Raw genomic sequence first — 23,328 nt, 5'->3', positions numbered from 1 at the left:
ATTAGATGAAATTGGATCAAGCTTATTCAGGTAACGTATTTATTTGCAGTTCAGAGGATTACGAGAACTCCAAAGCAGTCATTTATGGTATGCCGATGGATTACACCGTCAGCTTCCGTCCGGGGTCCCGTTTTGGTCCTTCCCATATCCGTCAGGCGTCGGTTGGACTTGAAGAGTACAGCCCTTACCTTGATAAAAGCATTGTGGATATGACTTACTTTGACGCTGGGGATCTGCTTTTGCCTTTCGGTAACGCAGGACGCAGTCTCGAAGTCATCGGAGAATATATCGGTGGCCTACTGGCTGACGACAAATTCCCGATTGGTCTCGGCGGGGAACACCTCGTTACTTGGCCTGTCATTCAGCAAATGTACAAAAAATATCCGGACCTTATCCTGATCCATATTGATGCACATGCCGACCTTCGTGAAAACTATGAAGGCGAGCCATTGTCTCACTCAACGCCAGTGCGTAAAGCAGCTGAACTGATGGGTGGCAAAAATATTTATCAGTTCGGAATTCGTTCCGGTTCCCGGGAAGAGTTCCAATTCGGACGGGAGAACATCAACTTCTATCCGTTTGAAGTGGCAGCTCCGATGAAGGAAGCTCTTCCGAAAATGGGTAACCGTCCGGTGTATGTTACAATCGATATCGATGTGCTTGATCCATCTGCAGCTCCGGGTACAGGAACAGCAGAAGCGGGCGGTATTACGTCCAAGGAATTGCTTGAAGCCATTCACATGATTGCAGGATCAGATGTAAATGTGGTCGGTTGTGACCTGGTTGAAGTGGCTCCTATTTACGATCATACAGAACAGACACAAATTGTGGCTGCGAAGATGATCCGTGAAATGCTGCTTGGATTCGTAAAGTAATCGCAAAATAACAGCGTCCTCTGTCTGCGTCAGGTTGAAGCCTGCGTAGGAGAGGGCGTTTTTTTATGATCTTCTCCTGAACTTATTGAACCTCATTTCTGTATTGTGTTATACTGACAACAACAGTAATCAGTAGTATATTAATTGATATATTGATTGATATATTACATTCGTGAAGTATATGGTGGTTGGTTCGACCATATACTAAAAAAAGAGCCTTCACCGCGCCAACGGTAAAGACTCTTAGGACCCGAAAGGCTGTGGACTGCCACGGCGCGCATGAACTAAATATTGCTATTCAAGCGAAACCCACCGTCAGGCGATCAACCTTATGAGGTGGGTTTTCGCTTGCTACGAAACTTTTTGCGCAACCAACGGTAAAGCTTTCGGATACTCAGCACTAAACTGAGGATCGCAGCAATCCATCGGATTACATCAAGCAACGCCACAAGTTTGATCATCGACGTCACCCCCTTTCCGGAAGCTGCGCCGTGATCAAGAAAACATCCACCTTTATTCAAAGTCCATAACATTGATTATAGCACGTACGTTCCCGTACCTCTACCATTTGTTGTATATATGATTCCGCCCGCACGTTAAGCGAAAACACGTATTTGGGATGACTCTATCTTAATATTTATGTATAATATGGAAATAGAGGAAAGGAGTTTTTGTTATGCATGCAATCCGGGCTCAATTGAGTATGTATCCCAAATGGTTCATAGCGGTACTTATGATATTTACCATCAATCTTATAATAACAATGACTTTGTTCATCAATTTAACGCTAATACTGGCTAATCTCGCCATGCTATATATTGCCTTTAGCATCAGAACACTCAAATACAATAAATTGCATTTTGCCCTTTGCCTTGTTTTAAGTATCACTTTTGTGATCATTGCTTTTAAGACATATCCCATTTAAATCAGCTCTTAGTAGAGATTAATGATCAACCACTCATGCCCATGAGATAAAAATTGTGGGCATGAGTGGTTTTTAATTGCAATAATGTTACGCGTGATAAACAAATTGTTACGTTAAATCCTGCAAAATAGGGTAAAAACATAGAAGGAGGTGTCACAATGACAACAAAGAGCAGAATGACATGGAAACGGATTGGCGCACTCGCATTATCAGTAACACTGGCTTGGGGACTGGGACCGGTACATACTCTACCCGGCGCTAACGCTGCATCCTCCCCAACGTGTGGAAGTGGAGATCACGGATTAACGGCTACGTTGAAAAAAGGCAGTGGTGTGGAAGACCAACGACTGCAATTTACGGATATCGATTTTCTGAACAATACAACCGGACGGGCTGGTGGTGAAGGCTTCCTTATTGGCACATCGAATTCTGGCTGCACTTGGCAGTCCATCTATACAGGCCAATGGCAGTTCACACAACTTGATTTCCCGAATAATGTGAATGGATTTGCTTTGGCACAGGTAAAGGATTCTCCAACGACATATCTCATCCGCTCAACGGATGGCGGTGCGCACTGGACACGGATGGATACTAAAGGTATACAGTTTAAACGAATTGATTTCCTCAATAAAAACGAAGGCTTTGGATATACCTATAATGGAGCTTATTTGACGAAGGATGGCGGTGCAACATGGAGCCCGATCTCCACACCAGCCAATACACGCGGAGCTGTGTTCACGACACAGAAGCAAGGTTATGCCATTGTAGTGGCTCATGGTTCGGGATACCGTATCATGCAGACAAGTAACGGCGGCAAGAACTGGATGCAATCGCTGAAGGTAGCCTCAGCAACTTGGAGCGGTGGAGATTTATACGCAAGTGGTAACCAGGTATGGGCCCTTCTGTATGGCGACGCAGGAATGTCTCAGCAGTCGTATTCTCTCTACGCGAGTGGAAATGAGGGCAAGAATTGGAGACAGGTCTTTGCTCAATCCACAGCAGGTGGTGGCCCGGCTCCAGGTGCAAACAGCACAGGGAATGGAAAAGGCCCCGCAGACCCAGGGGGTCACCCAGGGAACATGGCGTTGATCGGTAATCAGACGGCCTATCTCTCCGCAGGATCACCTGCGGCGGGCAAAGTGGGGATTGGACGTTCATATGATGCAGGGTCCACGTGGAAAAATATCGACCTGAAAGATCCAGGTTATAGCTCCCGCATTTCGTTTCCTTCTGCCAAAACAGGTTGGCTCGTCGTAACAAGCGACAATTCTCCTGCGATTTATGAGACGACAGATGGTGGAACAACATGGAAGCAAAAAATGTTATTGCCCGCTGTAAACGAGTAAATGACGTTATGCCATGGAATAATTTTAAGGCGATTTCAATCTAAAATGGTATAAATCTCAACTAATTTGGCCTGATGAGGCCAGCCCAAACAAACAAGTCTTTTCCGGACAAATGAAACCGGAAAGGGCTTGTTTTTGCTTGAATAAAAACGGTTGAATCCTGTTCGGAAACACGTTATTGTAAGCGGTAACAATACTTTTTAGGAGGTTGAAATAATGGTTGATGTTATTCTAAAGGCGGATTCAGAACAAGGATTAATAAATCGCAATATATACGGTCATTTCTCAGAGCATCTGGGACGCTGTATCTATGAAGGCATTTGGGTGGGAGAGGACTCTCCTATCCCCAATACGGAAGGCATCCGAAATGATGTGCTTACTGCACTGCAAAAACTCCATATTCCCGTACTTCGCTGGCCTGGAGGTTGTTTTGCCGACGAATATCACTGGAAAGATGGCATAGGTCCAAAAAGTGAGCGCGCCCGGATGATCAATACGCACTGGGGCGGGGTAGAAGAGAACAATCATTTCGGCACGCATGAATTCCTGAGACTATGTGAGTTACTTGATACGCAGCCATATATCAGCGGCAATATGGGCAGCGGTACGGTGCAGGAGATGCAGGAATGGGTGGAGTACATCACGTTTGATGGGGAATCACCGATGGCGAACTGGCGGAAGAGCAATGGCCGTGAAGAGCCATGGAAGCTGAAATACTTTGGTGTGGGGAACGAGAACTGGGGTTGTGGCGGTAATATGCGTCCGGAATACTACGCAGATGAGTACCGTCGTTATGCTACATATGTACGCAATTATTCCGGGAATGAAATTTATAAAATTGCCTGCGGTCCCAATGACAACAACTATCACTGGATGGAGGTGTTAATGCGGGAGGCCGGTCGTTTTATGGATGGAATCAGCCTGCATTATTACACCATTCCAACAGGTGAGTGGGCAGATAAAGGTCAGGCTACAGGTTTCGGAGAAGCTGAGTGGTTCACTACATTGAAAAAGACGCTATATATGGAAGAGTTACTTTTGAAGCACTCCGAGATTATGGATAAATATGATCCTGAGGGCAGAGTCGGTATTATCGTGGATGAGTGGGGAACGTGGTATAACGTTGAGCCGGGTACTAATCCTGGGTTCCTGTATCAACAAAATACGATGCGTGATGCTGTACTTGCAGGGATCAATCTGAATATTTTCAACCAACATAATAAAAGAGTGCATATGGCCAATCTGGCCCAGATCGTTAATGTTCTCCAGGCGTTGGTCTTGACAGAAGGAGAGAAGATGCTGCTTACGCCTACATATCATGTGTTTGATATGTATCAGGTGCACATGGACGCGCAGCGGTTGGAACTGAATTACGAGAGCCCTGGATATACTTTCGGGGAAGAGACCATCCCTCAACTTAGTTTGTCAGCTTCTCGTAGCAATGATGGCGTTATTCATGTGACGGCGTGTAACCTTAGTCATACGGATGAGCTTGAAGTGGTTTGTCGGATTGAATCAACGAACGCTTCTGCTGTATCGGGACGAATTCTGCATCACACAGATTATAGTGCGTTCAACACATTTGAACAGCCGAATCAGGTTCAACCTGCGGACTGGAAGGGTATTACACTCGAAAATAACAAACTACGTTTTGTACTGCCTCCGGCCTCGGTTGGTATGGTCGCTATAAAGGCTTGATCAGATGGATTCATCCGTGCAGAGTAGAAGTGTTGGGAAACGGGAACCATGCAAGGGATGTAACGATCAATATGATGTGAAAATTAGTGAAGCCAAGATGGCCCGGCTCGTGGAGCTGGCCTCACGCTCACGTCCGGTCGTCGAGGATGCTGAATATGAGCGGCGTTTATCCATCTGCTCTGATTGTCCAGGATTACAATACGGTACGACCTGCCGCTATTGTGGCTGTCTCGTACAGGTGCGCGCCAAGCTGGTAGAGTCGACCTGTCCATTTCCATATGAGCCGCGATGGACCTGATCCAGAATGTATTTCTTTATTAATGAAGCAAGGCAGAGCTGCACTTTACAGGTGTGGCTCTGCTTTTTTTGGCGTTGATGGGCAAAAACTCTGAATTTGGATTTGAATTGAGCGGGTGAACTGGATATAGTTATACAGTAGAGTGTAGGATAGCGAGCTATCCGGGAATATGAGCGCGTATAGCGGCACAACAATACAGGAAGGGCTGTTCTCACCGGCCGTGCCTGATTTTGCGTCGCCTCGAATATAATGGAGGTTAACATTCATGTCGAACATGCGACCGGTTCAGATCCGGCTGCACAGCCGTTATGAAGGTGAAGATGTACTGCAGGAAATGCAGGGTGAAGCCGTATTGAAGGGATCTGTGCTCTATGTTCGTTATGAAGAGCCACAGGCTGGCCCCGAGGGCGGTATTACCCGAACAACATTGAAGCTGGGCGGACAATCCATCAAGATTATACGTCACGGTGAGGTGGAATCGGAGCAAACATTTGAGTTAAACCGCAAGCTCCCTGGTTTTTACCGCTCGCCGTATATGTCGTTTGCCTTGTCCACGCATACACAGGAGCTGGAACTTTCCATTCAGGGATTGAGCGCACGCGCAGCGTGGAGCTACGACTTTTACCGCTTTGACGAAGAATCCGGACATTTCGCGATTAGTTTGCATATACAGGAGGAACCAATTTCATGACACGTAATCCATTAGATACGATTAACGAACGGGTAAGTACAGCCATCGGCAATGCCATTGTTGCTGCTGGCATTGTTACGCAGGAGGATCTGCCGACCATCACCCTTGAAGTACCACGCGAGAAAACACACGGCGATTTGGCAACCAATGCCGCTATGCAACTGACCAAGATTGCCAAGCGTAATCCACGCCAGATCGCAGAAGAGATTATTGCCAATCTCAACCTGGCTGAAGCTGGAATTGAGAAGGCTGAGATTGCCGGACCGGGATTCATTAACTTTAAGTTGGACAAGAGTTATCTCTACCCTGTGCTGGGGCTTGTACATGAGCAGGGTGAGAATTATGGAAGAATCAATGTTGGTGAAGGGCGCAAGGTCGAGATGGAGTTTGTCAGTGCCAACCCGACAGGCAGTCTGCATCTGGGCCATGCGCGTGGAGCGGCTGTGGGTGATGCGCTTTGCAACATCCTCGACTATGCCGGATATGATGTAACACGTGAATACTACATTAATGACGCGGGTAATCAGGTATTTAATCTGTCTCGTTCCATTGAAGCTCGCTATTTGCAGGAACTTGGCCAAGACGCAGAGATGCCGGAAGATGGTTATCATGGTGAGGATATCAAAGGATTCGCCAAGGAGCTAGTGGCTGAGAAAGGCGATTCTTTGCTGTCCATGCATCCAGGTGACCGTGCAGCTTATTTCCGCGACTTCGGTTTGGAAAAAGAATTGGACAAGATCAAACGTGACTTGAATCGCTTCCGTGTCAATTTCGACATCTGGTTCAGCGAAACTTCGCTGTATGATAACGGAGAAGTGTTGCGTGTACTTGACGAATTGCGTGATCGTAATGAAATCTATGAGCAAGACGGAGCAACTTGGTTGAAAACCATGCAGTATGGTGACGATAAAGAGCGTGTTTTGATTAAAAATGACGGCACGTACACGTACCTTACGCCGGACATTGCTTATCACCGTGATAAATATGCGCGTGGATACGACACGATGATTAACATCTGGGGAGCGGACCACCACGGTTATATTCCACGGATGAAAGCGGCCATGCAAGCACTGGGCAACGATCCTGAGAAATTGGTCGTGCTGATTGCACAGATGGTGAGCTTGTTCCAGAATGGCGAGAAAGTGAAGATGTCCAAGCGTACAGGCAAGGCGGTAACGATGGAAGATCTGATGGACGAAGTAGGCATTGATGCCATTCGTTACTTCTTTACCATGCGCAGCATGGACTCTCATCTGGACTTCGACATGGACCTTGCGATTTCGACGTCCAATGAAAACCCTGTATTCTATGTTCAATACGCTCACGCTCGGGTATGCAGCGTATACCGTCAGGCAGAAGAACAAGGCATTGAGCTGTTGCCATTGGCACAGATCGACCTTTCGAAGCTGACAACGGAACATGAATATGACCTTCTTCGCAAAATGGGTGAACTGCCTGAAGAAATCGCGACTGCTGCTACGGGATATGCGCCGCATCGTATTGTTCGTTATGTATATGAACTGGCATCCCTGTTCCACAGTTATTATCGTGCAGAGCGCGTCATTACTGAAGACGCGGGACAAACTCAGGCGCGTCTGGCCCTGATCGGTGCTGTACGCACCGTCATCGCAACAGCGCTTCGTCTGGTGGGCGTATCCGCACCGGACAAAATGTAATTCAAGCCCTGGCGGTGCACAACCGCCCTGTGGCTTTGACAAAAAGTCTCCATGCACCACGCTTGCAATGCAGCGTGGACATGGAGACTTTTTGCTGTGCCCGCGGCCGAGTTCATACGGCCCCGAGGCACCCAGAGCCAGCGCTGTTTACCCTCCGCCCTCCTGCATCAGCTTGAGGGCGTCAATCTCGCCACCGCGTATTTTGCTCTTCGCGGTGGTTGTCTTGCGTGCGCGCAGCGGAACGGTCGCGCGCTTCACGAGCGTTTTGATCTCGGCTGGCGACAGGCCTGGATGCTTCGCAAGCAAGAGCGCTATGGCGCCACTGACGTGCGATGTCGCCATGGAGGTACCGCTCATCTCATGGTGCTTGCCTTGCACCCAGGATGAAACAATTTTGTCCCCTGGCGCATATACATCAACGTATGCACCTCGGTTACTAAACGAGGCGATCCGCCGGTTTTTGTCGGTTGCCCCAACCGATATCGTTTGCGGATAACGTGCCGGATAATCAATGCTGCGGCGTTTACCGTCATTTCCTGATGAAGCAACAATGACAATCCCGGCTTGATGGGCACGGTTCACGACATCAAGCAATGCTTTGCTACGCGTTTTCATGCCAAAGCTCATATTGATAATATCGACCCGATTGCGTACACACCAATCGATGCCAAGCACAATGTCTGACACGAAGGCCGAACCATTATGGTCGAATGCCTTCACCGGATAGATCAGGGAGCGAGGGGCTACGCCAATCATACCTGCCGTACTGTTAGCTGCGGCAATGGTTCCGGCAATATGGGTGCCATGACCGTTATCATCATGAGGAAGCAAACTGCGGTTTAACAGATTGATTCCGCGTGCCAGCGAATAGCGAAGATCCGGGTGTTGATAATCGGCACCTGTGTCGATCACGCCGATTTTGATTCGATGTCCCGTGGATACGGACCATACTTTGGGAGCGTGAATCTGTTTGACGCCCCAAGGTATGCCCTGAGCACTGCTCGGTTTACTGTGAAGCGCGGTGGCATGCAGTGAGATGGATACATCTTCTTCTACCGTAATCTCATTGCTGTAGCGAGATAATTCTTCTGGGTCATGCACCGGGGCGATAATGGAGCGGGCCAGCCGGGAGGAGCGTACCATACCAAGATCCGTAAATTCATTCCTCATCCGCGACAGTTCCACGAGGCAGGCTTCATATTGCTTCGGTTTGGCGAACCGGATCAGGTACCGCCGCCCCTGTTCTGGTTCGGGACGTTGCATTCCTTCAACCAATTGATGTAGAAAACCAGTATAGTCCATAATGGGCAGCCCCCTTCGGGATGAACATGCTGAGGTATTCTATGAATGCATTGATCCCGCCGCATGGGGAACCTGCCCTTTTTTTACAAAAACACATTCTCTTCGTGTCAAAACGGGCGCAGGGACATATGATGGATGGAGGGCTAGAGGGCTCTCGCGGGGACCCTGGTGAGGAGCGATCCTTCAAGGGTATACAGTCAGAAGGCGGAGGGGACTCCGTCTTTTTTATATGATCATGCTTTTTTTGCAAAAAGGACGATATGCCCGCGAGTTAGCGGTCTCTTACGGGTCTATACATTGCTCGTTTGAAGTCGCTTCTTGGAATTATGAGACATCCATACATAAAAACTTGCTTTTTGAGGCTAAATAGGTTTTACTTAGGTTTGTTAATGGATATGTTATATGTAACATTCCAGTTCGTAGGGATATAAAGTGAATTTTGTGTGAGAGGAAGTGTCTGTCAGTGAGTACCTCGCTCAATTTGAAAATTGATAAAGAAAAGGTCAGAGAGATTCCTTTGGTGGACCTCGCCTTTATGGTGCTGAAAGCGGCCAATACGCCGTATTACTACCGTGATTTGATGAATGAGGTAGCTAAACAGCGCGGAATGACTGATGAAGAAATCAACGAGTTTATCGCCCAGTTATATACCGAGATTAATATCGATGGCCGTTTTGCTTGCGTCGGTACAAGTCTGTGGGGCTTGAAGCGCTGGTATCCGGTAGCTGGATCGGAAGATACCATGACGGGTGCGAAGCGTCCGCGCATCATCAACGATGAAGACGATGATCTGGAAGATGAGGACTTCGGGGAAGAGGAAGACAGCTACAACAGCGACGAAGACTTCGACAATTCTGATGATGATCAGGACGAAGATGATGATGACGATGATGATGACGAAGACGACATCTTTGACGAAGAAGATGGCGAAGAAGAAGTTCTAGTTGAAGATGACGATTTGGAAGAGGAAGACCTCGAAGAAGACGATGAAGAAGAGTCCGAAGACGAGGGTGAATTTGACGACGATTCCGATAAGTAGCAGTCATTTTTGACATCGATAGTTTACCCGTTTTCCCCGCATAGTCAGCCTTGACAGCAGACGGGGTAACGGGTAAACTATTGCATGGGCTTATGAATGAGCGACAAAATATTTATGTTTTTTATAAAAAGTGCCCCGTCCTGCGGGAGTACTTTTTTTGTATTTTTAGAGGCAGAATTTTGCAAAATGATTTGAATTCCGCATGCTCCCGGCCAACAATCCGTGGTCTATTTTTGTATATCCAAAACACCAAATGGATCGATGCAATGATATCTATTTAGGGACAGGCTCGGTAGTTGGCTCCCGGAAGGTTTGCACCATTCTACGCTGTAGAACAACGTTGTTTACACACGGTCTTCGCATGAAAGAGCAGTTCGCAGATGCAGGGAATTTCTGCCATTGCTCTTTTTAACGATGATTACCTGGGAAACGGGTTACGATAATACCATATATCGCCTGAATTTCTGTACTTATATTAGGAGGGTAATAACAGTGACAAAGTATATTTTCGTGACGGGCGGAGTTGTGTCCTCCCTGGGCAAAGGGATAACGGCTGCCTCGCTGGGCAGATTGCTGAAAAACAGAGGGTTGAAGGTAACTATTCAAAAATTTGATCCATACATCAATATCGACCCGGGAACAATGAGTCCTTATCAGCATGGTGAGGTTTTTGTAACGGATGATGGCGCGGAAACGGATCTTGACCTTGGCCACTATGAACGTTTTATTGACATCAACCTCTCCAAAAACAGCAACGTCACGACTGGTAAAGTATACTCCTCCGTCATCAGCAAAGAGCGGCGCGGGGAATATCTGGGCGGAACGGTACAAGTCATTCCACACATTACGAACGAGATCAAAGAGCGAGTATTCCGCGCAGGACGTGAAGCGGGTTCGGATGTTGTCATTACGGAGATCGGCGGTACGGTAGGTGACATCGAGAGCTTGCCGTTCCTGGAAGCTATTCGTCAAATCAAGAGTGATGTAGGTCGTGACAACGTGATGTACATCCATGTAACACTTATTCCTTACATCAAGGCTGCCGGAGAAGTGAAAACCAAACCAACGCAGCACAGCGTGAAGGAATTGCGCAGCATCGGTATTCAGCCGAATGTCATTGTATGCCGTACAGAGTATGAGCTGTCCAAAGACATGAAAGCCAAAATCGCTCTCTTCTGTGACATTGATGAAAATGCCGTGGTGGAATGCCGTGATGCAGACACATTGTACCAAGTGCCTTTGAACCTGCGTGAAGAAGGTTTGGATGAGATCGTGGTAAACCACCTGAAGCTGACTACTCCTGCACCGGATATGAGCGAGTGGGAAGGGCTGGTTGACCGTATCAATAAGCTGAAGCATACAGTGGAGATTGCCATTGTAGGTAAATATGTGGCATTGCATGATGCTTATTTGAGTGTTGTTGAATCCTTGTCTCATGCAGGATTTGCATCCAATGCAGATGTCAAGATCCGCTGGATTCACTCCGAAGATATCACCGATGAGAATGTGGGCGATCTGCTGCACGGCGTAGGCGGAATCCTCGTTCCAGGCGGATTTGGTGATCGGGGTATTGAAGGTAAAGTATCTGCGATTCGTTATGCCCGTGAGAAACAAATTCCGTTCTTCGGTATTTGCCTGGGTATGCAGGTTTCTGTTATTGAATATGCACGTTCCATCGTTGGTTTGAATGGAGCAAATAGCTCCGAGATCAATCCAGCTACAGAGTTCCCGGTGATCGACCTGTTGCCTGAACAAAAAGACATCGAAAACCTGGGTGGTACAATGCGTCTGGGTCTGTATCCTTGTAAGCTTCAGGAAGGTTCCCTGGCAATGTCTTGTTATGATGATGAATTGGTCTATGAGAGACACCGTCACCGGTACGAGTTCAACAATGAATACCGTGAAGCGATCGAAAAAGCCGGTCTGGTTATCTCGGGTACATCCCCGGATGGACGTCTTGTTGAGATCGTGGAGCTTCCAGGACACCCGTGGTTCCTGGCAGTACAATTCCACCCGGAATTCACTTCCCGTCCGAACCGTCCGCAGCCATTGTTCCGTGAGTTTGTAAAAGCTTCTCTGGAGAGCGCTGGAAAATAAGTGTTGATCATAAAGCTATAAATAAATGGATGTTCTTGGCAGCCGATAAGGGTGCTGGGGACATCCTTTTTTAGTGCATCGAGATGAGCGAAAATGGTTTTTGGCATTTTGGGATGTAAGCAGGATTTCAATGGGTAAGGTAGAATACTTATCATGACGACTATGGGATTGTTATCCAGATTCAGACGTACATGCTTTCCTAATTCTAGGAGGTTACTTAGTGGAAAATAAAAAAGTGTTGATTGTTGATGACCAAAACGGTATTCGAATCCTGTTAATGGAAGTGTTCAGCAGCGAAGGATATAATACGTTCCAAGCGCCTAATGGGAAGATCGCCCTGGAGATAGTAAATAATGACAAACCTGATCTTGTGCTGCTTGATATGAAGATTCCTGGCATGGATGGCCTAGAAATTCTGAAACATATTAAGGAAATTGATCCGGATATCAAAGTCATCATGATGACGGCCTATGGTGAACTGGACATGATCAAAGAAGCTACCGATCTTGGAGCGCTCATGCACTTTACGAAACCGTTTGATATCGATGAGATGCGAGTAGCAGTCAATATGCAGCTTCGAAATGATACTGCAAATAAGTGCAGCTGAATCCTGTAGATACAGGATTTTTTTGCGTGTGAAGCTGTGAGAGTTTACAGGTGGGCTTACAGGGTATTTCAGTCAGGCATCCGGGGAATATTGGAAATGGGGACGTCATCATGCTGTGTCTATGAAAACTGTGCTGCAAAGCACAGCATTTTTGCAAATGCTTGTTTAGTATTTGACATGGGATGTGGTATAATAAGCCCGTATGTGATTTCGGCTAAAAACCATAGACACAACCCAACACCCCTAGGAGGATTGAAACCATGCCATTAGTATCTATGACAGACATGTTGAACAAAGCACTCGAAGGAAAATATGCAGTTGGTCAATACAACATCAATAACCTTGAGTGGACTCAAGCGATTCTTGCTGCAGCAGAAGAAGAGAAATCCCCAGTAATCTTGGGCGTATCCGAAGGCGCAGCACGTCACATGAGCGGTTTCTACACAGTAGTTAAAATAGTAGAAGGACTCATTCACGACATGAAAATCACCGTTCCAGTTGCTATTCACTTGGATCACGGTTCCAGCTTTGATAAGTGTAAAGAAGCGATCGATGCTGGATTTACATCCGTAATGATCGACGGTTCCCACCACTCCATCGATGAAAACATCGAAATGACTAAAAAAGTTGTTGAATATGCACACGCTAAAGGCGTTTCTGTAGAAGCCGAAGTAGGTACTGTTGGTGGACAAGAAGACGACGTTATCGGTGGTATCATGTACGCTGACCTGAACGAGTGTGTACGTATCGTTAAAGAAACAGGTATCGACACATTGGCTCCAGCTCTTGGTTCCGTACACGGTCCTTACCATGGCGAGCCTAACTTGGGCTTCAAAGAAATGGAAGAAGTTCGCGATGCAGTTAACGTTCCACTGGTACTGCATGGTGGTACAGGTATCCCTAAACATGATATCGACAAAGCCATTTCCCTGGGAACTTCCAAAATCAACGTGAACACTGAGAACCAAATTTCGTTCTCCAAAGTGGTTCGCGAAGTGCTTGCAGCTAAACCAGATGCTTACGATCCACGTACATTCATCGTACCAGGCCGTGATGCAATCAAAGAAACCGTTAAAGGTAAAATTCGCGAGTTTGGTTCCAACAACAAAGCGTAATTTGTCTTTACCAGTTCCATACTGTGTAAGTGGAAAGAACACCGCCTAGCCGGTGTCTTTCCATTTTCACGCCTTATTTCTACATCGAAAGCCAACAGCACGTATTGCCGTTAACCGGCTGCAAAACACGTAGGGGGACATTAAGCTTTATGGAAAAATTGATGATTAGTGGCGGACGTCCGTTACAGGGAACTGTAACTATAAGCGGCGCCAAGAACAGCGCCATCGCGCTTATTCCTGCAGCATTGCTTGCCGAGTCAGAAGTCGTGCTGGACAACCTGCCGCTTTTGAGTGACGTGGCGGTTTATGCAGAAATTTTGGAGGAACTCGGGGCTCGTGTACATTGGGAAGGCAGTCAGATGAAGATCGATCCTTCCGACATTAAATCCATTCCTATGCCGAATGGTCCCGTGAAGAAGCTCCGTGCTTCGTATTATATGATGGGAGCATTGCTTGGGCGTTTTAAAGAAGCAACCATTGGTTTACCCGGGGGCTGCAACTTTGAGCCTCGTCCGATTGATCAACATATCAAAGGGTTTGAAGCGCTTGGCGCAACGGTAACAAACGAACACGGCTCCATTCATTTGCATGCCAAAGAGCTACGCGGAGCAAAGATTTATCTTGATGTAAGCAGTGTAGGTGCAACCATTAACATCATGCTGGCGGCTACTCGTGCCAAAGGCTCTACAATTATCGAAAACGCGGCTAAAGAGCCTGAGATTATAGATGTAGCAACACTTTTGAATTCAATGGGTGCCAGCATCAAGGGTGCCGGTACCGAAACGATCCGTATTGAAGGTGTGTCGGAGCTTAAGGGTTGCCGTCATTCCATCATTCCGGACCGTATACAAGCAGGCACGTATATGATCGCTGCGGCTGCAACGCGTGGCGACGTTCTGATTGACAATGTCATTCCCAAACATCTGGAGGCTTTGACGGCAAAGTTACTGGAGATGGGCGTTGGTATTGAGGAGCTGGATGAAAGTATTCGTGTCATTGGCAAACCGAGCTACAATCATGTAGACGTTAAGGCGCTCGTATATCCCGGTTTTCCGACGGATTTGCAGTCCCCGATGACCAGTGTTTTGACACAGGCAACGGGTGTGAGTGTCCTGAGCGACTTTGTATATAGCAATCGATTCAAGCACGTTCCTGAGTTGGTACGCATGGGCGCCAAAATCCGTGTGGAAGGGCGTTCAGCTATTATTGAAGGCAGTGCATTGAATGCGGCCAAGGTAAAAGCATCCGATCTTCGCGCTGGTGCAGCGCTGGTGATCGCAGGTCTCACCGTCAGTGAAGGTGTGACCGAAGTGACAGGCGTGGAGTTTATCGATCGCGGGTACGATCATCTAGTAACCAATCTACGTCTGCTAGGTGCAGATGTGTGGCGAGAAACCGATTAATTCTGTATTGTATGACGAGTTTTACGGTATTAAAGTGATTATTTTTACAGAACTGCATATCCTTTCAGTAATTGGGTAAACCTGTTTTAATAGAGTTCTCAGTCTCTCCGGGATAAGACGAAATGTTCCTGTTTCCTTTACCGGAGGGTCTTTTTTTGAGTCAGACTTCATATGGCTTTAAGAACATCATTTCCTTTTCCCCAAACCCCGGTTTTGTTTGAACTGCGCTCCATAGCCGGTCTGCCCGGATCGAACGCCTCATGTATTCGTGTTCACTCACTAGCGGATCTTGCCGAAAGCTGGCCATCCCGCCCGGAAACTTACACTCAAAGACAAGTATTTGCATTATAACGGTTACATTCCGTACAATGGACAGAAGAGAAATGCAGAACGATGCTGCTCTTATAGCCGGAACATCAAGCGAAACTATCCATTTCACGGACTTATTAATTGAATAGGTGGTTATTATATGGATCTACAAATTTCCGATTTGGAAGAAATGAAACTAACGGACCTCTACAAACTGGCCAAAAAATATCAAATTCCATACTACGGCACTTTAAAAAAGAAAGAATTGATCTTCGCTATATTACGTGCACAAGCTGAACAGAGTGGATTGATGTTCATGCAGGGTGTGCTCGAAATTCTACCTGAAGGCTACGGATTCCTTCGTCCGATCAATTACCTGCCAAGTACGGAAGACATCTACATCTCAGCCTCACAGATTCGCAAGTTTGACCTAAGAACAGGTGACCTCGTATCAGGTAAGTGTAGAACACCTAAAGAAAACGAGCGATACTTCGGTTTGCTGCAAGTCAACGCTGTAAATGGTGAGAATCCATCAGCGGCTGCGGAAAGACTTCACTTCCCGGCATTAACCCCATTGTACCCGCAGAAGAAACTGGTTCTCGAAACATCCCCCAGCCATTTGTCCACACGCATTATGGATGTACTCGCCCCGGTAGGACTGGGACAGCGCGGATTGATCGTAGCACCTCCCAAAGCGGGTAAAACACTTCTCCTCAAAGAAATCGCCAACAGCATCTCAACCAACAACCCAGAAATTGAACTATTTGTCCTGTTGATTGATGAACGTCCGGAAGAAGTTACGGATATGTCGCGTTCGGTTAAAGGGGAAGTTGTAGCTTCTACGTTCGATGAGCTGCCAGAAAACCATATCAAAGTTGCGGAATTGGTGCTGGAACGTGCGCTCCGTCTGGTTGAAGCAAAAAAAGATGTCGTTATTTTGCTAGATAGCATTACGCGTCTTGCTCGTGCATACAACCTGGTCATCCCACCGTCCGGACGGACACTTAGTGGCGGTATTGACCCGGCAGCATTCCATCGTCCGAAACGTTTCTTCGGTTCTGCTCGGAATGTAGAAGAGGGTGGAAGTCTGACGATCCTGGCTACAGCTTTGATTGATACGGGCTCACGTATGGATGATATCATTTATGAAGAATTTAAAGGTACGGGCAATATGGAGCTTCATCTGGATCGCAAGCTGGCAGAGCGTCGTATCTTCCCGGCTATCGACATTCGTCGTTCCGGTACACGTCGCGAAGAAGTGTTGCTGAGCAAGGAAGAACTTGATACAATCTGGGCGATTCGTAAAAACATGAACGATTCCCACGACTTTGTCGAAGGTTTCTTGAAGAAACTGCGTAATAGCAAAACGAATGCTGAGTTCCTAGCGGCATTTGATACAGCTGGCAGCAGTCAGACCAGCAACTCCGGAACGACTACGACTCGACGTTCGCCAAGACAGACTGCGGCGTCCGGTACAACTACCTAGCATTACGTCGTTGATTTAACTCAATTTTTGCAGCGCTGCTGTTGATTAACAATATACTCGTCGTTTGGCTTTAACCCATTAGATGTGAGGAGAACATCATGTATTTAGTATACGCAGATGAAAAAGGTAATGTATTTGATCACCCTTCCCTGTACGGGCTGGCCCGCAGTGGAGATATGATCGTCGAAATTATGGAGGATGAGCTGATTCCTTTGCCGGAAGGTGCAACGCTGGTTGGACTGCCGAGTACACGTCCGATTGGTATGGACCCGGATACTGGCGAAATGCTGCCAATGCCTAGTGATACACAGGCGGTTGGAGCTTTGCTTCCGCAAGGATTCACTCGGTTGTGTCTGCCGGGGTATGTAAAAACGGATAAGGAGTACAAACTGCCTTTGTTCGGTTACTCGGCTGTTGTTTGGAAAGATGGTCAGTTTTACGTCACTGCCCGGATGTCAGATCATCCGGATAAATGGAACCCACTGAACTGTGATCGGGATGACGTACGTGCGGGTGTTAAACGTTTAACGAAGCAATATCCCGAAAATCGTCTCTATACCCATTTGTCCAATTGTGCGCTCGGGTATGAATGTCTGACTTCTTCCAATACCTTCCTGAATCGTTGGGAAGGCGGAGTTCCAGTATCCTATTCCTGCAATGCAGGCTGTTTCGGATGTATTTCCGAGCAACCGGATGACAGTGGCTTCGTTTCCCCGCAGACCCGGATGAATTTCCGTCCGCGTGTAGACGAAATCGTTGAAGTAATGCTGGAGCACTTGAAAACGCCGGAATCGATTATCAGCTTTGGTCAAGGTTGTGAAGGGGAGCCTTCCACACAGGCCAAATTGATTATTGAAGCCATCCGCGAAGTGCGTTCCATTACTGATATGGGATATATTAACATTAACACCAATGCCGGTTTGAATGATCACATGAGAGGTATTGTTGATGCTGGGCTTGATCTAATGCGTGTAAGTACAATCAGCGCACTGGATGACCACTATAATGCATACTACAAACCTCGTGGATATACACTGGCCAATGTAGAAAAATCGATGAAATACGCTGCTTCCCAGGGTGTATATACGTCGATCAACTATTTGATCTTCCCGGGAGTAACGGATCGTGAGGAAGAGATTGAAGCGATGATTGAGTTTGCTCGCAGAACCGATTTGCGTCTTATTCAAATGCGTAATCTTAATATAGACCCTGAGAGCTATCTGGAATTGATTCCTCCGGCTCAAGGTGATATTTTGGGCATGAAGCAAATGATGGAGATCTTTGAGGAAGAGCTGCCTGATGTCGTTATCGGCTCATACACGCACGTTCCCCCAGCTGGAATGGCGCGTCCGAAACGTCTGATCACCTCATGACAATAATGGATTGCAACCGGCATTAGGCCGTGTTATAATCTTCGATGTTGTGCCATTTACTCTGGGTCCGCTTGAGGCTCAGGGCGGAAAGAGGTGAAAGGTAATGAAAGCAGCAATTCATCCTAAATACACGATTGGTCAAGTATCTTGCGCTTGCGGGAATACTTTTGAGACTGGTTCGGTTAAAGACGGACTTCGTGTAGAGATTTGCTCTGCGTGCCACCCGTTCTTCACAGGTAAACAGAAGTTTATCGATGCTGGCGGCCGTGTTGATCGTTTCAAGAAAAAATACGGAATCTAATTCAGCAATTCCCTGGGAATTGTCTGACTATTACATCCAAATCACCTCTGCCGTTCCGGCAGGGGTTTTTATATGTTTTTATGTGATTGTATTGCTGCTCTTTTCGCTCTGGTTGCAATTTAGACAACCTTAAGTTATACTATTTCTTACCGTGCTAGATGGGGAGGTAGCGGTGCCCTGTAACTCGCAATCCGCTACAGCGAGGTTGAATTCCTGCTAGAGGTTTTGTCGATGTGAGGTTTGGTCCCTTAACGTGGTGTTGACGGTTGGGTCCTCCGCAATGAGTACTCATGAACCTGGTCAGGTCCGGAAGGAAGCAGCCATAAGTGAGATCACTCTTGTGCCGGAGGATCGCCTAGCCCGAGCTGTTGTTAAGGGGTGCCGCTTGGATCGCAAATATCGATAGCAGGTGCACGGCTTACCATTTAAATGTAGAGACCTTTGCAGTTGTACGTATGCAGAGGTCTTTTTGATATGTCTAAAAAAACCATGCATGATGAGTCAGATAAAGTTTGGATTCACCCCGGAATATAGTATAATGGGGGAACGACAAAGGACTCGAATGCGAAGTGGAAGGAAGGTAACGCATCATGGAGCATATCGCGTTATACCGGGCTTGGCGTCCCCAGTCGTTTCAAGATATGGTGGGACAACAGCATATTATTCAGACCTTGCAGAACGCGATTCGTGAACAGCGGACTTCCCATGCCTACTTGTTTAGCGGGCCCAGAGGAACAGGGAAGACGAGTGCTGCCAAGATTTTGGCCAAAGCTGTAAACTGCGAGCGCGGGCCTGCGCCTGAGCCTTGTAACGAATGTGAAGCTTGCCGCAGGATTACGACTGGCGCTGTGATGGATGTGCAGGAAATTGATGCCGCATCCAACCGTGGCGTTGAAGAAATCCGCGATCTTCGGGAAAAGGTGAAATACGCCCCGACTGAAGTCCGGCAGAAAGTGTATATTATTGACGAAGTGCACATGCTGACGACAGAGGCATTCAATGCGCTACTCAAAACATTGGAAGAGCCTCCGCCACATGTGATGTTTATTTTGGCAACAACAGAACCCCATCGTCTTCCGGCAACGATTATTTCTCGCTGTCAGCGATTTGATTTTCGCCGGGTGTCCCTGGAAGAACAGACAGCACGACTTACGCTGATCTGTGAACAGGAAGGTATGGAAGCTGATCAGGACGCACTCCAGTATATTGCTCGTCTGTCTGACGGAGGGATGAGGGACGCACTCAGTGTCCTGGATCAGATCTCCTCCTATACAGATGGAAGGGTAACCTATCAGCAAGTTATGGATATGACCGGAGGCATTCCTTCCGAACAGTTTGCAAAGTTGGCTGCTTCTCTGCTCAAAGGCGATGTAGGTCATATTTTGCAAATGATCGAAGGGTTCATGCATGAAGGTAAGAGTGCGGACAAGTGCATGGAAAATTTGCTTTATTATTTCCGTGATTTGCTTATGATTAAGATGGTGCCGGATGCAGATAAACTGACGGATCGGGTGCTTAATCCCGAGTCGTTCCGTGATATGGCGGAATCATTCACCAAGGAACAGCTGTTCCAGATGATTGATACTCTTAACCGGTACCAGAGTGAGATGAAATATGCAGTTCAGCCGCAGACGCTGTTTGAAGTAGCTCTCCTTAAACTGTGCAGTATTCCTACTCAAGGGGCGTCATCGGGTCAGATGGCGGGTTCGGCCGGCGCTGCTCCTGCTGTATCCGCGCCAGCGGATGGCGGGGAGATCAACCGACTGAAGCAACAGCTTGCTGAACTGGAGAAAAAGCTGGATCGCGCGCTTAAGGGCGGTTTGTCTGGTGGGGAGGCTGCATCAAGTGCTCCTTCACGCCCGGCAACACGAGCTCCAGTGTCGAGAGGCAATTCGCCAGCGAAGCTGCCTGCACAGCTTGATCAGTACGTTGCACGTAAGGGATCTCCTGAGTTTGCGGAGGTTAGCAAGAAGTGGGGGCAGATCCTGCAGCGCGTCAAAGAAGAGAAAGTAACCGTTCACGCCTGGTTTATGGATGGTGAACCGGTATCGCTGCTGGAAGACAATGTTCTGGTGGCGTTTAAGAACAACATCCACCGTGAAACTACGGAGAAGCAGGCTAATCGTGAAGTGATTGAACGGGTATTGTCTGAACAGCTTGGACGTTCAGCGCGTCTTGTGACGATGATGCTCAAAGATTGGACTGGAGCGATGGAAGGGGCTACTGAAACGCCAAAGGAGGACTTTAAGCTCGAACCTGAGCATGAAGACGGCGGTTCAGGCAACAAGCAGCCTTGGATTGATGAAGCCATCCAGCTCTTTGGTGAGGACCTTGTAGTGATCAAAGAATAGATATACATGCGCCTGGCGCGATAACTATAACAAAGGAGATGGATAATCATGAACAACATGAACCAAATGATGAAACAAGTGAAGAAAATGCAGGAGCAAATGCTGAAGGCGCAGGAGGAACTGGCGGACAAAACAGTCCAAGGTACTTCTGGTGGCGGTGTTGTAACTGCTGAAGTTAACGGACATAAGAAATTGCTGGCTATCACTATCAAGCCAGAAGCGGTTGATCCAGAGGATGTAGAAATGCTGCAGGATCTGGTTATGACAGCAGTCAATGACGCAATGACCAAAGCTGATGAAATTGCGAACCAGGATATGGGTAAATTCACAGGCGGTATGAAAATTCCGGGATTATTTTAATTTAAATTGATCCTATCAAAGGAGACGCAATCGATTGTATTATCCCGAACCGATAGCGAAGCTGATTGACGCCTTCACCCGTTTGCCGGGTGTTGGCCCCAAGACTGCGGCGCGACTAGCTTTTCATGTGCTTAAAATGAAGGAAGATGACGTTATTGACTTTGCCAAAGCACTCGTCAGTGTGAAGCGGAATCTTCATTACTGTTCGGTGTGTTGTAATATTACGGATACTGACCCGTGTCGGATCTGTCAGGACAAATCCAGGGATGTCTCGGTAATCTGTGTAGTTCAGGATTCCAAGGATTTGGTGGCTATGGAGCGTACCAAGGAATTTGACGGATACTATCATGTGCTGCAAGGCGCAATCTCTCCTATGGAGGGAATAGGTCCGGATGATATCCGTCTGAAGGAACTTTTGACCCGTTTAAGCGATGAGCGAGTTAAAGAACTGATTCTGGCTACAAATCCGAATATCGAAGGTGAGGCCACGGCGATGTATATTTCCCGTCTGGTCCGTCCGTTTGAGATCTCGGTGACTCGGATTGCCCATGGATTGCCTGTTGGGGGCGACCTGGAGTATGCGGATGAAGTGACTCTTTCCAAGGCGCTGGAAGGGCGCAGGGAGATGAAATAGCAGTGCGTGTTTCTTAATGAGAGCATGCGCTTATAATGATTGATTTCCTAAAAGAAAAGAATAGATGAGTTTGGATTACTTAGAGAGCCTACTAGGCTCTCTTTTTTTTGTTTTAATACTCTTTTTAACGTTGCCTAAATGTGAAGTCTCTCATTTCTACTGATGTATGGTTATTAATCCATAGAATGTCGTTGAGATTAAAAAACGATTCATTAATTTATTTAGCTCAGTTCTAAGTTTGTCCTTTCCCTGATATGTATGAGAATATGCTGTGCTGATCAGGAAGGGGATGGCTTATGTTTACATGGCGAAATGTAGGGAGATCGGTGGAGAAGCGCGAAAGAATGCTAAAGGAGATGGAAGAGGACCAGATTTATTCAGATATACAGAAAGCTAAGGCAGAGTGGGAACGGGCTGTTAGACAGTTTGAAGAGGCACAGGGGCAGGATGAAATCGATTATGCGATCTATGTGCTGGAGGCCGCGGAGCGTAAATATCAGATTCATTTGAAGCGCGCTAAACGTGTAGGGATTAATAAGGCAGTTATAGGTGATCGAGGAGTGAGCATGTAGGCGGAGGTGTGACATTCAATTATGGAGGTGTTGAGAGTATGAAGAGTCTTATATTAGGCAGTGTGCTTGTTGTGTCGTTACTAGGGTTGATAATCATCTTGTTTAGAAAACGGATTGGGTTATCATTTTTTACATCATTCGGTATTCATCTGGTGCTGGCTGCGGTAGGGATATATGTAGTTAACTATTCAGGGTGGATCACCGGAACTTACATTCCACTGAACCCTGCTACAATAGGTACTGTGAGCATTTTAGGGTTGCCGGGTGTTGGTTTATTATTGGGTTTGAAAATTTCTTTGTTTGGGTAGTTGACTCCTTCGATATTTATATGGTACATTATATCTCGTTGCTTTGCTTGCTTGGTTAAATGCTTTTGACGAAATGACTGAGTTCGATAAGAACTCGAAAAAAAGAATTTCAAAAAAAGCTTGACTGAAACAAACGAAGTATGATATATTATAAAAGTCGCCGCTGAGAGAAAATGGTGACGAAAAAGCAAGAAAATTATCAAGTTTGATCTTTGAAAACTGAACAACGAGTGAGTAAACATTCTGCTTGCAGAATGAACGCGAAAGTTCGAGACAAGCCTTGGCTTGAATCGACTGGAGCATAAATGAGATTTTTAATCTCGTCAGTTTCAAAATGAGCTTATCGCTCTTTTCAATACTTTATTGGAGAGTTTGATCCTGGCTCAGGACGAACGCTGGCGGCATGCCTAATACATGCAAGTCGAGCGGACTTGAAGAGAAGCTTGCTTCTCTGATAGTTAGCGGCGGACGGGTGAGTAACACGTAGGCAACCTGCCCTCAAGTTTGGGACAACTACCGGAAACGGTAGCTAATACCGAATAGTTGTTTTCTTCTCCTGAAG

Annotated in this window: 20 protein-coding genes, 1 rRNA gene and 1 other RNA gene; 21 read left to right on the top strand and 1 reads right to left on the bottom strand. The window is 46.9% G+C overall.

All coding sequences use genetic code 11. The features are described 5' to 3' along the window. Window positions 1-5: 5 nt before the first annotated feature. The 6 genes from speB (at window position 6) to argS (ending at window position 7,509) form a co-directional block, all read left to right on the top strand. The gene (speB, locus tag BUA17_RS30075; protein ID WP_063567641.1) at window positions 6-875 is read left to right on the top strand and encodes an agmatinase; all 870 of its coding nucleotides are present in this window, start codon (window positions 6-8) and stop codon (window positions 873-875) included. A gap of 1,083 nt (window positions 876-1,958) precedes the next feature. Then, window positions 1,959-3,146, top strand: a complete 1,188-nt coding sequence (locus BUA17_RS30065) for a WD40/YVTN/BNR-like repeat-containing protein (RefSeq protein ID WP_072735852.1) — start codon at window positions 1,959-1,961, stop codon at window positions 3,144-3,146. A gap of 216 nt (window positions 3,147-3,362) precedes the next feature. Next, on the top strand, window positions 3,363-4,844 hold the full coding sequence (locus BUA17_RS30060) for an alpha-N-arabinofuranosidase (protein WP_072735851.1): 1,482 nt from the start codon (window positions 3,363-3,365) through the stop codon (window positions 4,842-4,844). A gap of 16 nt (window positions 4,845-4,860) precedes the next feature. Beyond that, window positions 4,861-5,142, top strand: coding sequence for a DUF6171 family protein (locus BUA17_RS30055; protein ID WP_244552249.1), 282 nt, complete (start codon window positions 4,861-4,863; stop codon window positions 5,140-5,142). A gap of 265 nt (window positions 5,143-5,407) precedes the next feature. Then, on the top strand, window positions 5,408-5,833 hold the full coding sequence (locus BUA17_RS30050) for a YwiB family protein (RefSeq protein WP_063567645.1): 426 nt from the start codon (window positions 5,408-5,410) through the stop codon (window positions 5,831-5,833). After that, the gene (gene argS, locus BUA17_RS30045; protein ID WP_063567646.1) at window positions 5,830-7,509 is read left to right on the top strand and encodes an arginine--tRNA ligase; all 1,680 of its coding nucleotides are present in this window, start codon (window positions 5,830-5,832) and stop codon (window positions 7,507-7,509) included. The genes BUA17_RS30050 and argS overlap by 4 nt, the downstream gene beginning before the upstream one ends. Before the next feature lie 147 nt (window positions 7,510-7,656). Here the strand turns inward: argS and BUA17_RS30040 are convergent, their stop codons facing one another. Then, the gene (locus BUA17_RS30040; protein ID WP_063567648.1) at window positions 7,657-8,811 is read right to left on the bottom strand and encodes a S8 family peptidase; all 1,155 of its coding nucleotides are present in this window, start codon (window positions 8,809-8,811) and stop codon (window positions 7,657-7,659) included. Window positions 8,812-9,274: 463 nt separating this feature from the next. Between BUA17_RS30040 and rpoE the strand changes: the two genes are divergently transcribed. The 15 genes from rpoE to BUA17_RS29960 form a co-directional block, all read left to right on the top strand. Continuing rightward, window positions 9,275-9,850: a DNA-directed RNA polymerase subunit delta gene (rpoE, locus tag BUA17_RS30030; RefSeq protein ID WP_063567650.1), complete on the top strand. Its 576-nt coding sequence runs from the start codon at window positions 9,275-9,277 to the stop codon at window positions 9,848-9,850. 492 nt (window positions 9,851-10,342) lie between these two features. After that, window positions 10,343-11,947: a CTP synthase gene (locus tag BUA17_RS30025; RefSeq protein ID WP_063567651.1), complete on the top strand. Its 1,605-nt coding sequence runs from the start codon at window positions 10,343-10,345 to the stop codon at window positions 11,945-11,947. A 220-nt stretch (window positions 11,948-12,167) separates the two neighbouring features. Then, complete coding sequence (locus tag BUA17_RS30020) at window positions 12,168-12,554, top strand: response regulator (protein WP_024628781.1); 387 nt, start codon at window positions 12,168-12,170, stop codon at window positions 12,552-12,554. Window positions 12,555-12,814: 260 nt separating this feature from the next. Next, window positions 12,815-13,669, top strand: coding sequence for a class II fructose-1,6-bisphosphate aldolase (gene fba, locus BUA17_RS30015; RefSeq protein WP_063567652.1), 855 nt, complete (start codon window positions 12,815-12,817; stop codon window positions 13,667-13,669). Window positions 13,670-13,818: 149 nt separating this feature from the next. Next, window positions 13,819-15,072 (top strand): UDP-N-acetylglucosamine 1-carboxyvinyltransferase, encoded by a 1,254-nt coding sequence (locus tag BUA17_RS30010; RefSeq protein ID WP_063567653.1) that lies wholly within the window; start codon window positions 13,819-13,821, stop codon window positions 15,070-15,072. Between the two features lie 469 nt (window positions 15,073-15,541). Further along, window positions 15,542-16,867 carry a transcription termination factor Rho gene (gene rho / locus BUA17_RS30005; RefSeq protein WP_063567654.1) on the top strand — a complete coding sequence of 442 codons (1,326 nt, stop codon included), beginning with the start codon at window positions 15,542-15,544 and terminating at the stop codon, window positions 16,865-16,867. Between the two features lie 98 nt (window positions 16,868-16,965). Continuing rightward, a complete protein-coding gene (locus tag BUA17_RS30000; protein ID WP_063567655.1) occupies window positions 16,966-18,240 on the top strand; it encodes a radical SAM family protein in 1,275 nt (424 codons plus the stop codon). Between the two features lie 103 nt (window positions 18,241-18,343). Then, the gene (gene rpmE / locus BUA17_RS29995; protein ID WP_024628775.1) at window positions 18,344-18,541 is read left to right on the top strand and encodes a 50S ribosomal protein L31; all 198 of its coding nucleotides are present in this window, start codon (window positions 18,344-18,346) and stop codon (window positions 18,539-18,541) included. Window positions 18,542-18,690: 149 nt separating this feature from the next. Next, window positions 18,691-18,958, top strand: an RNA gene (gene ffs, locus BUA17_RS29990) — signal recognition particle sRNA large type. 173 nt (window positions 18,959-19,131) lie between these two features. Beyond that, a complete protein-coding gene (gene dnaX / locus BUA17_RS29985; RefSeq protein WP_063567656.1) occupies window positions 19,132-20,892 on the top strand; it encodes a DNA polymerase III subunit gamma/tau in 1,761 nt (586 codons plus the stop codon). Between the two features lie 48 nt (window positions 20,893-20,940). Then, entirely contained in the window at window positions 20,941-21,252 is a 312-nt protein-coding gene (locus BUA17_RS29980; RefSeq protein WP_024628773.1) for a YbaB/EbfC family nucleoid-associated protein, read from the top strand. 34 nt (window positions 21,253-21,286) lie between these two features. After that, a complete protein-coding gene (gene recR, locus BUA17_RS29975) occupies window positions 21,287-21,886 on the top strand; it encodes a recombination mediator RecR (RefSeq protein WP_063567657.1) in 600 nt (199 codons plus the stop codon). A gap of 296 nt (window positions 21,887-22,182) precedes the next feature. Beyond that, on the top strand, window positions 22,183-22,458 hold the full coding sequence (locus BUA17_RS29970; protein WP_063567658.1) for a DUF2508 family protein: 276 nt from the start codon (window positions 22,183-22,185) through the stop codon (window positions 22,456-22,458). 38 nt (window positions 22,459-22,496) lie between these two features. After that, on the top strand, window positions 22,497-22,766 hold the full coding sequence (locus BUA17_RS29965; RefSeq protein ID WP_063567659.1) for a pro-sigmaK processing inhibitor BofA family protein: 270 nt from the start codon (window positions 22,497-22,499) through the stop codon (window positions 22,764-22,766). A 360-nt stretch (window positions 22,767-23,126) separates the two neighbouring features. Then, window positions 23,127-23,328, top strand: a 16S ribosomal RNA gene (locus tag BUA17_RS29960); the annotation flags it as partial.

Origin of the sequence: Paenibacillus sp. ov031 (assembly GCF_900143165.1) — a bacterium.
In the GTDB taxonomy this organism is placed as follows: Bacteria; Bacillota; Bacilli; order Paenibacillales; family Paenibacillaceae; genus Paenibacillus; species Paenibacillus marchantiae.
The sequence above is the reverse complement of the archived record's forward strand: the minus strand, read 5'-3'. Positions and strand labels throughout refer to the sequence as shown.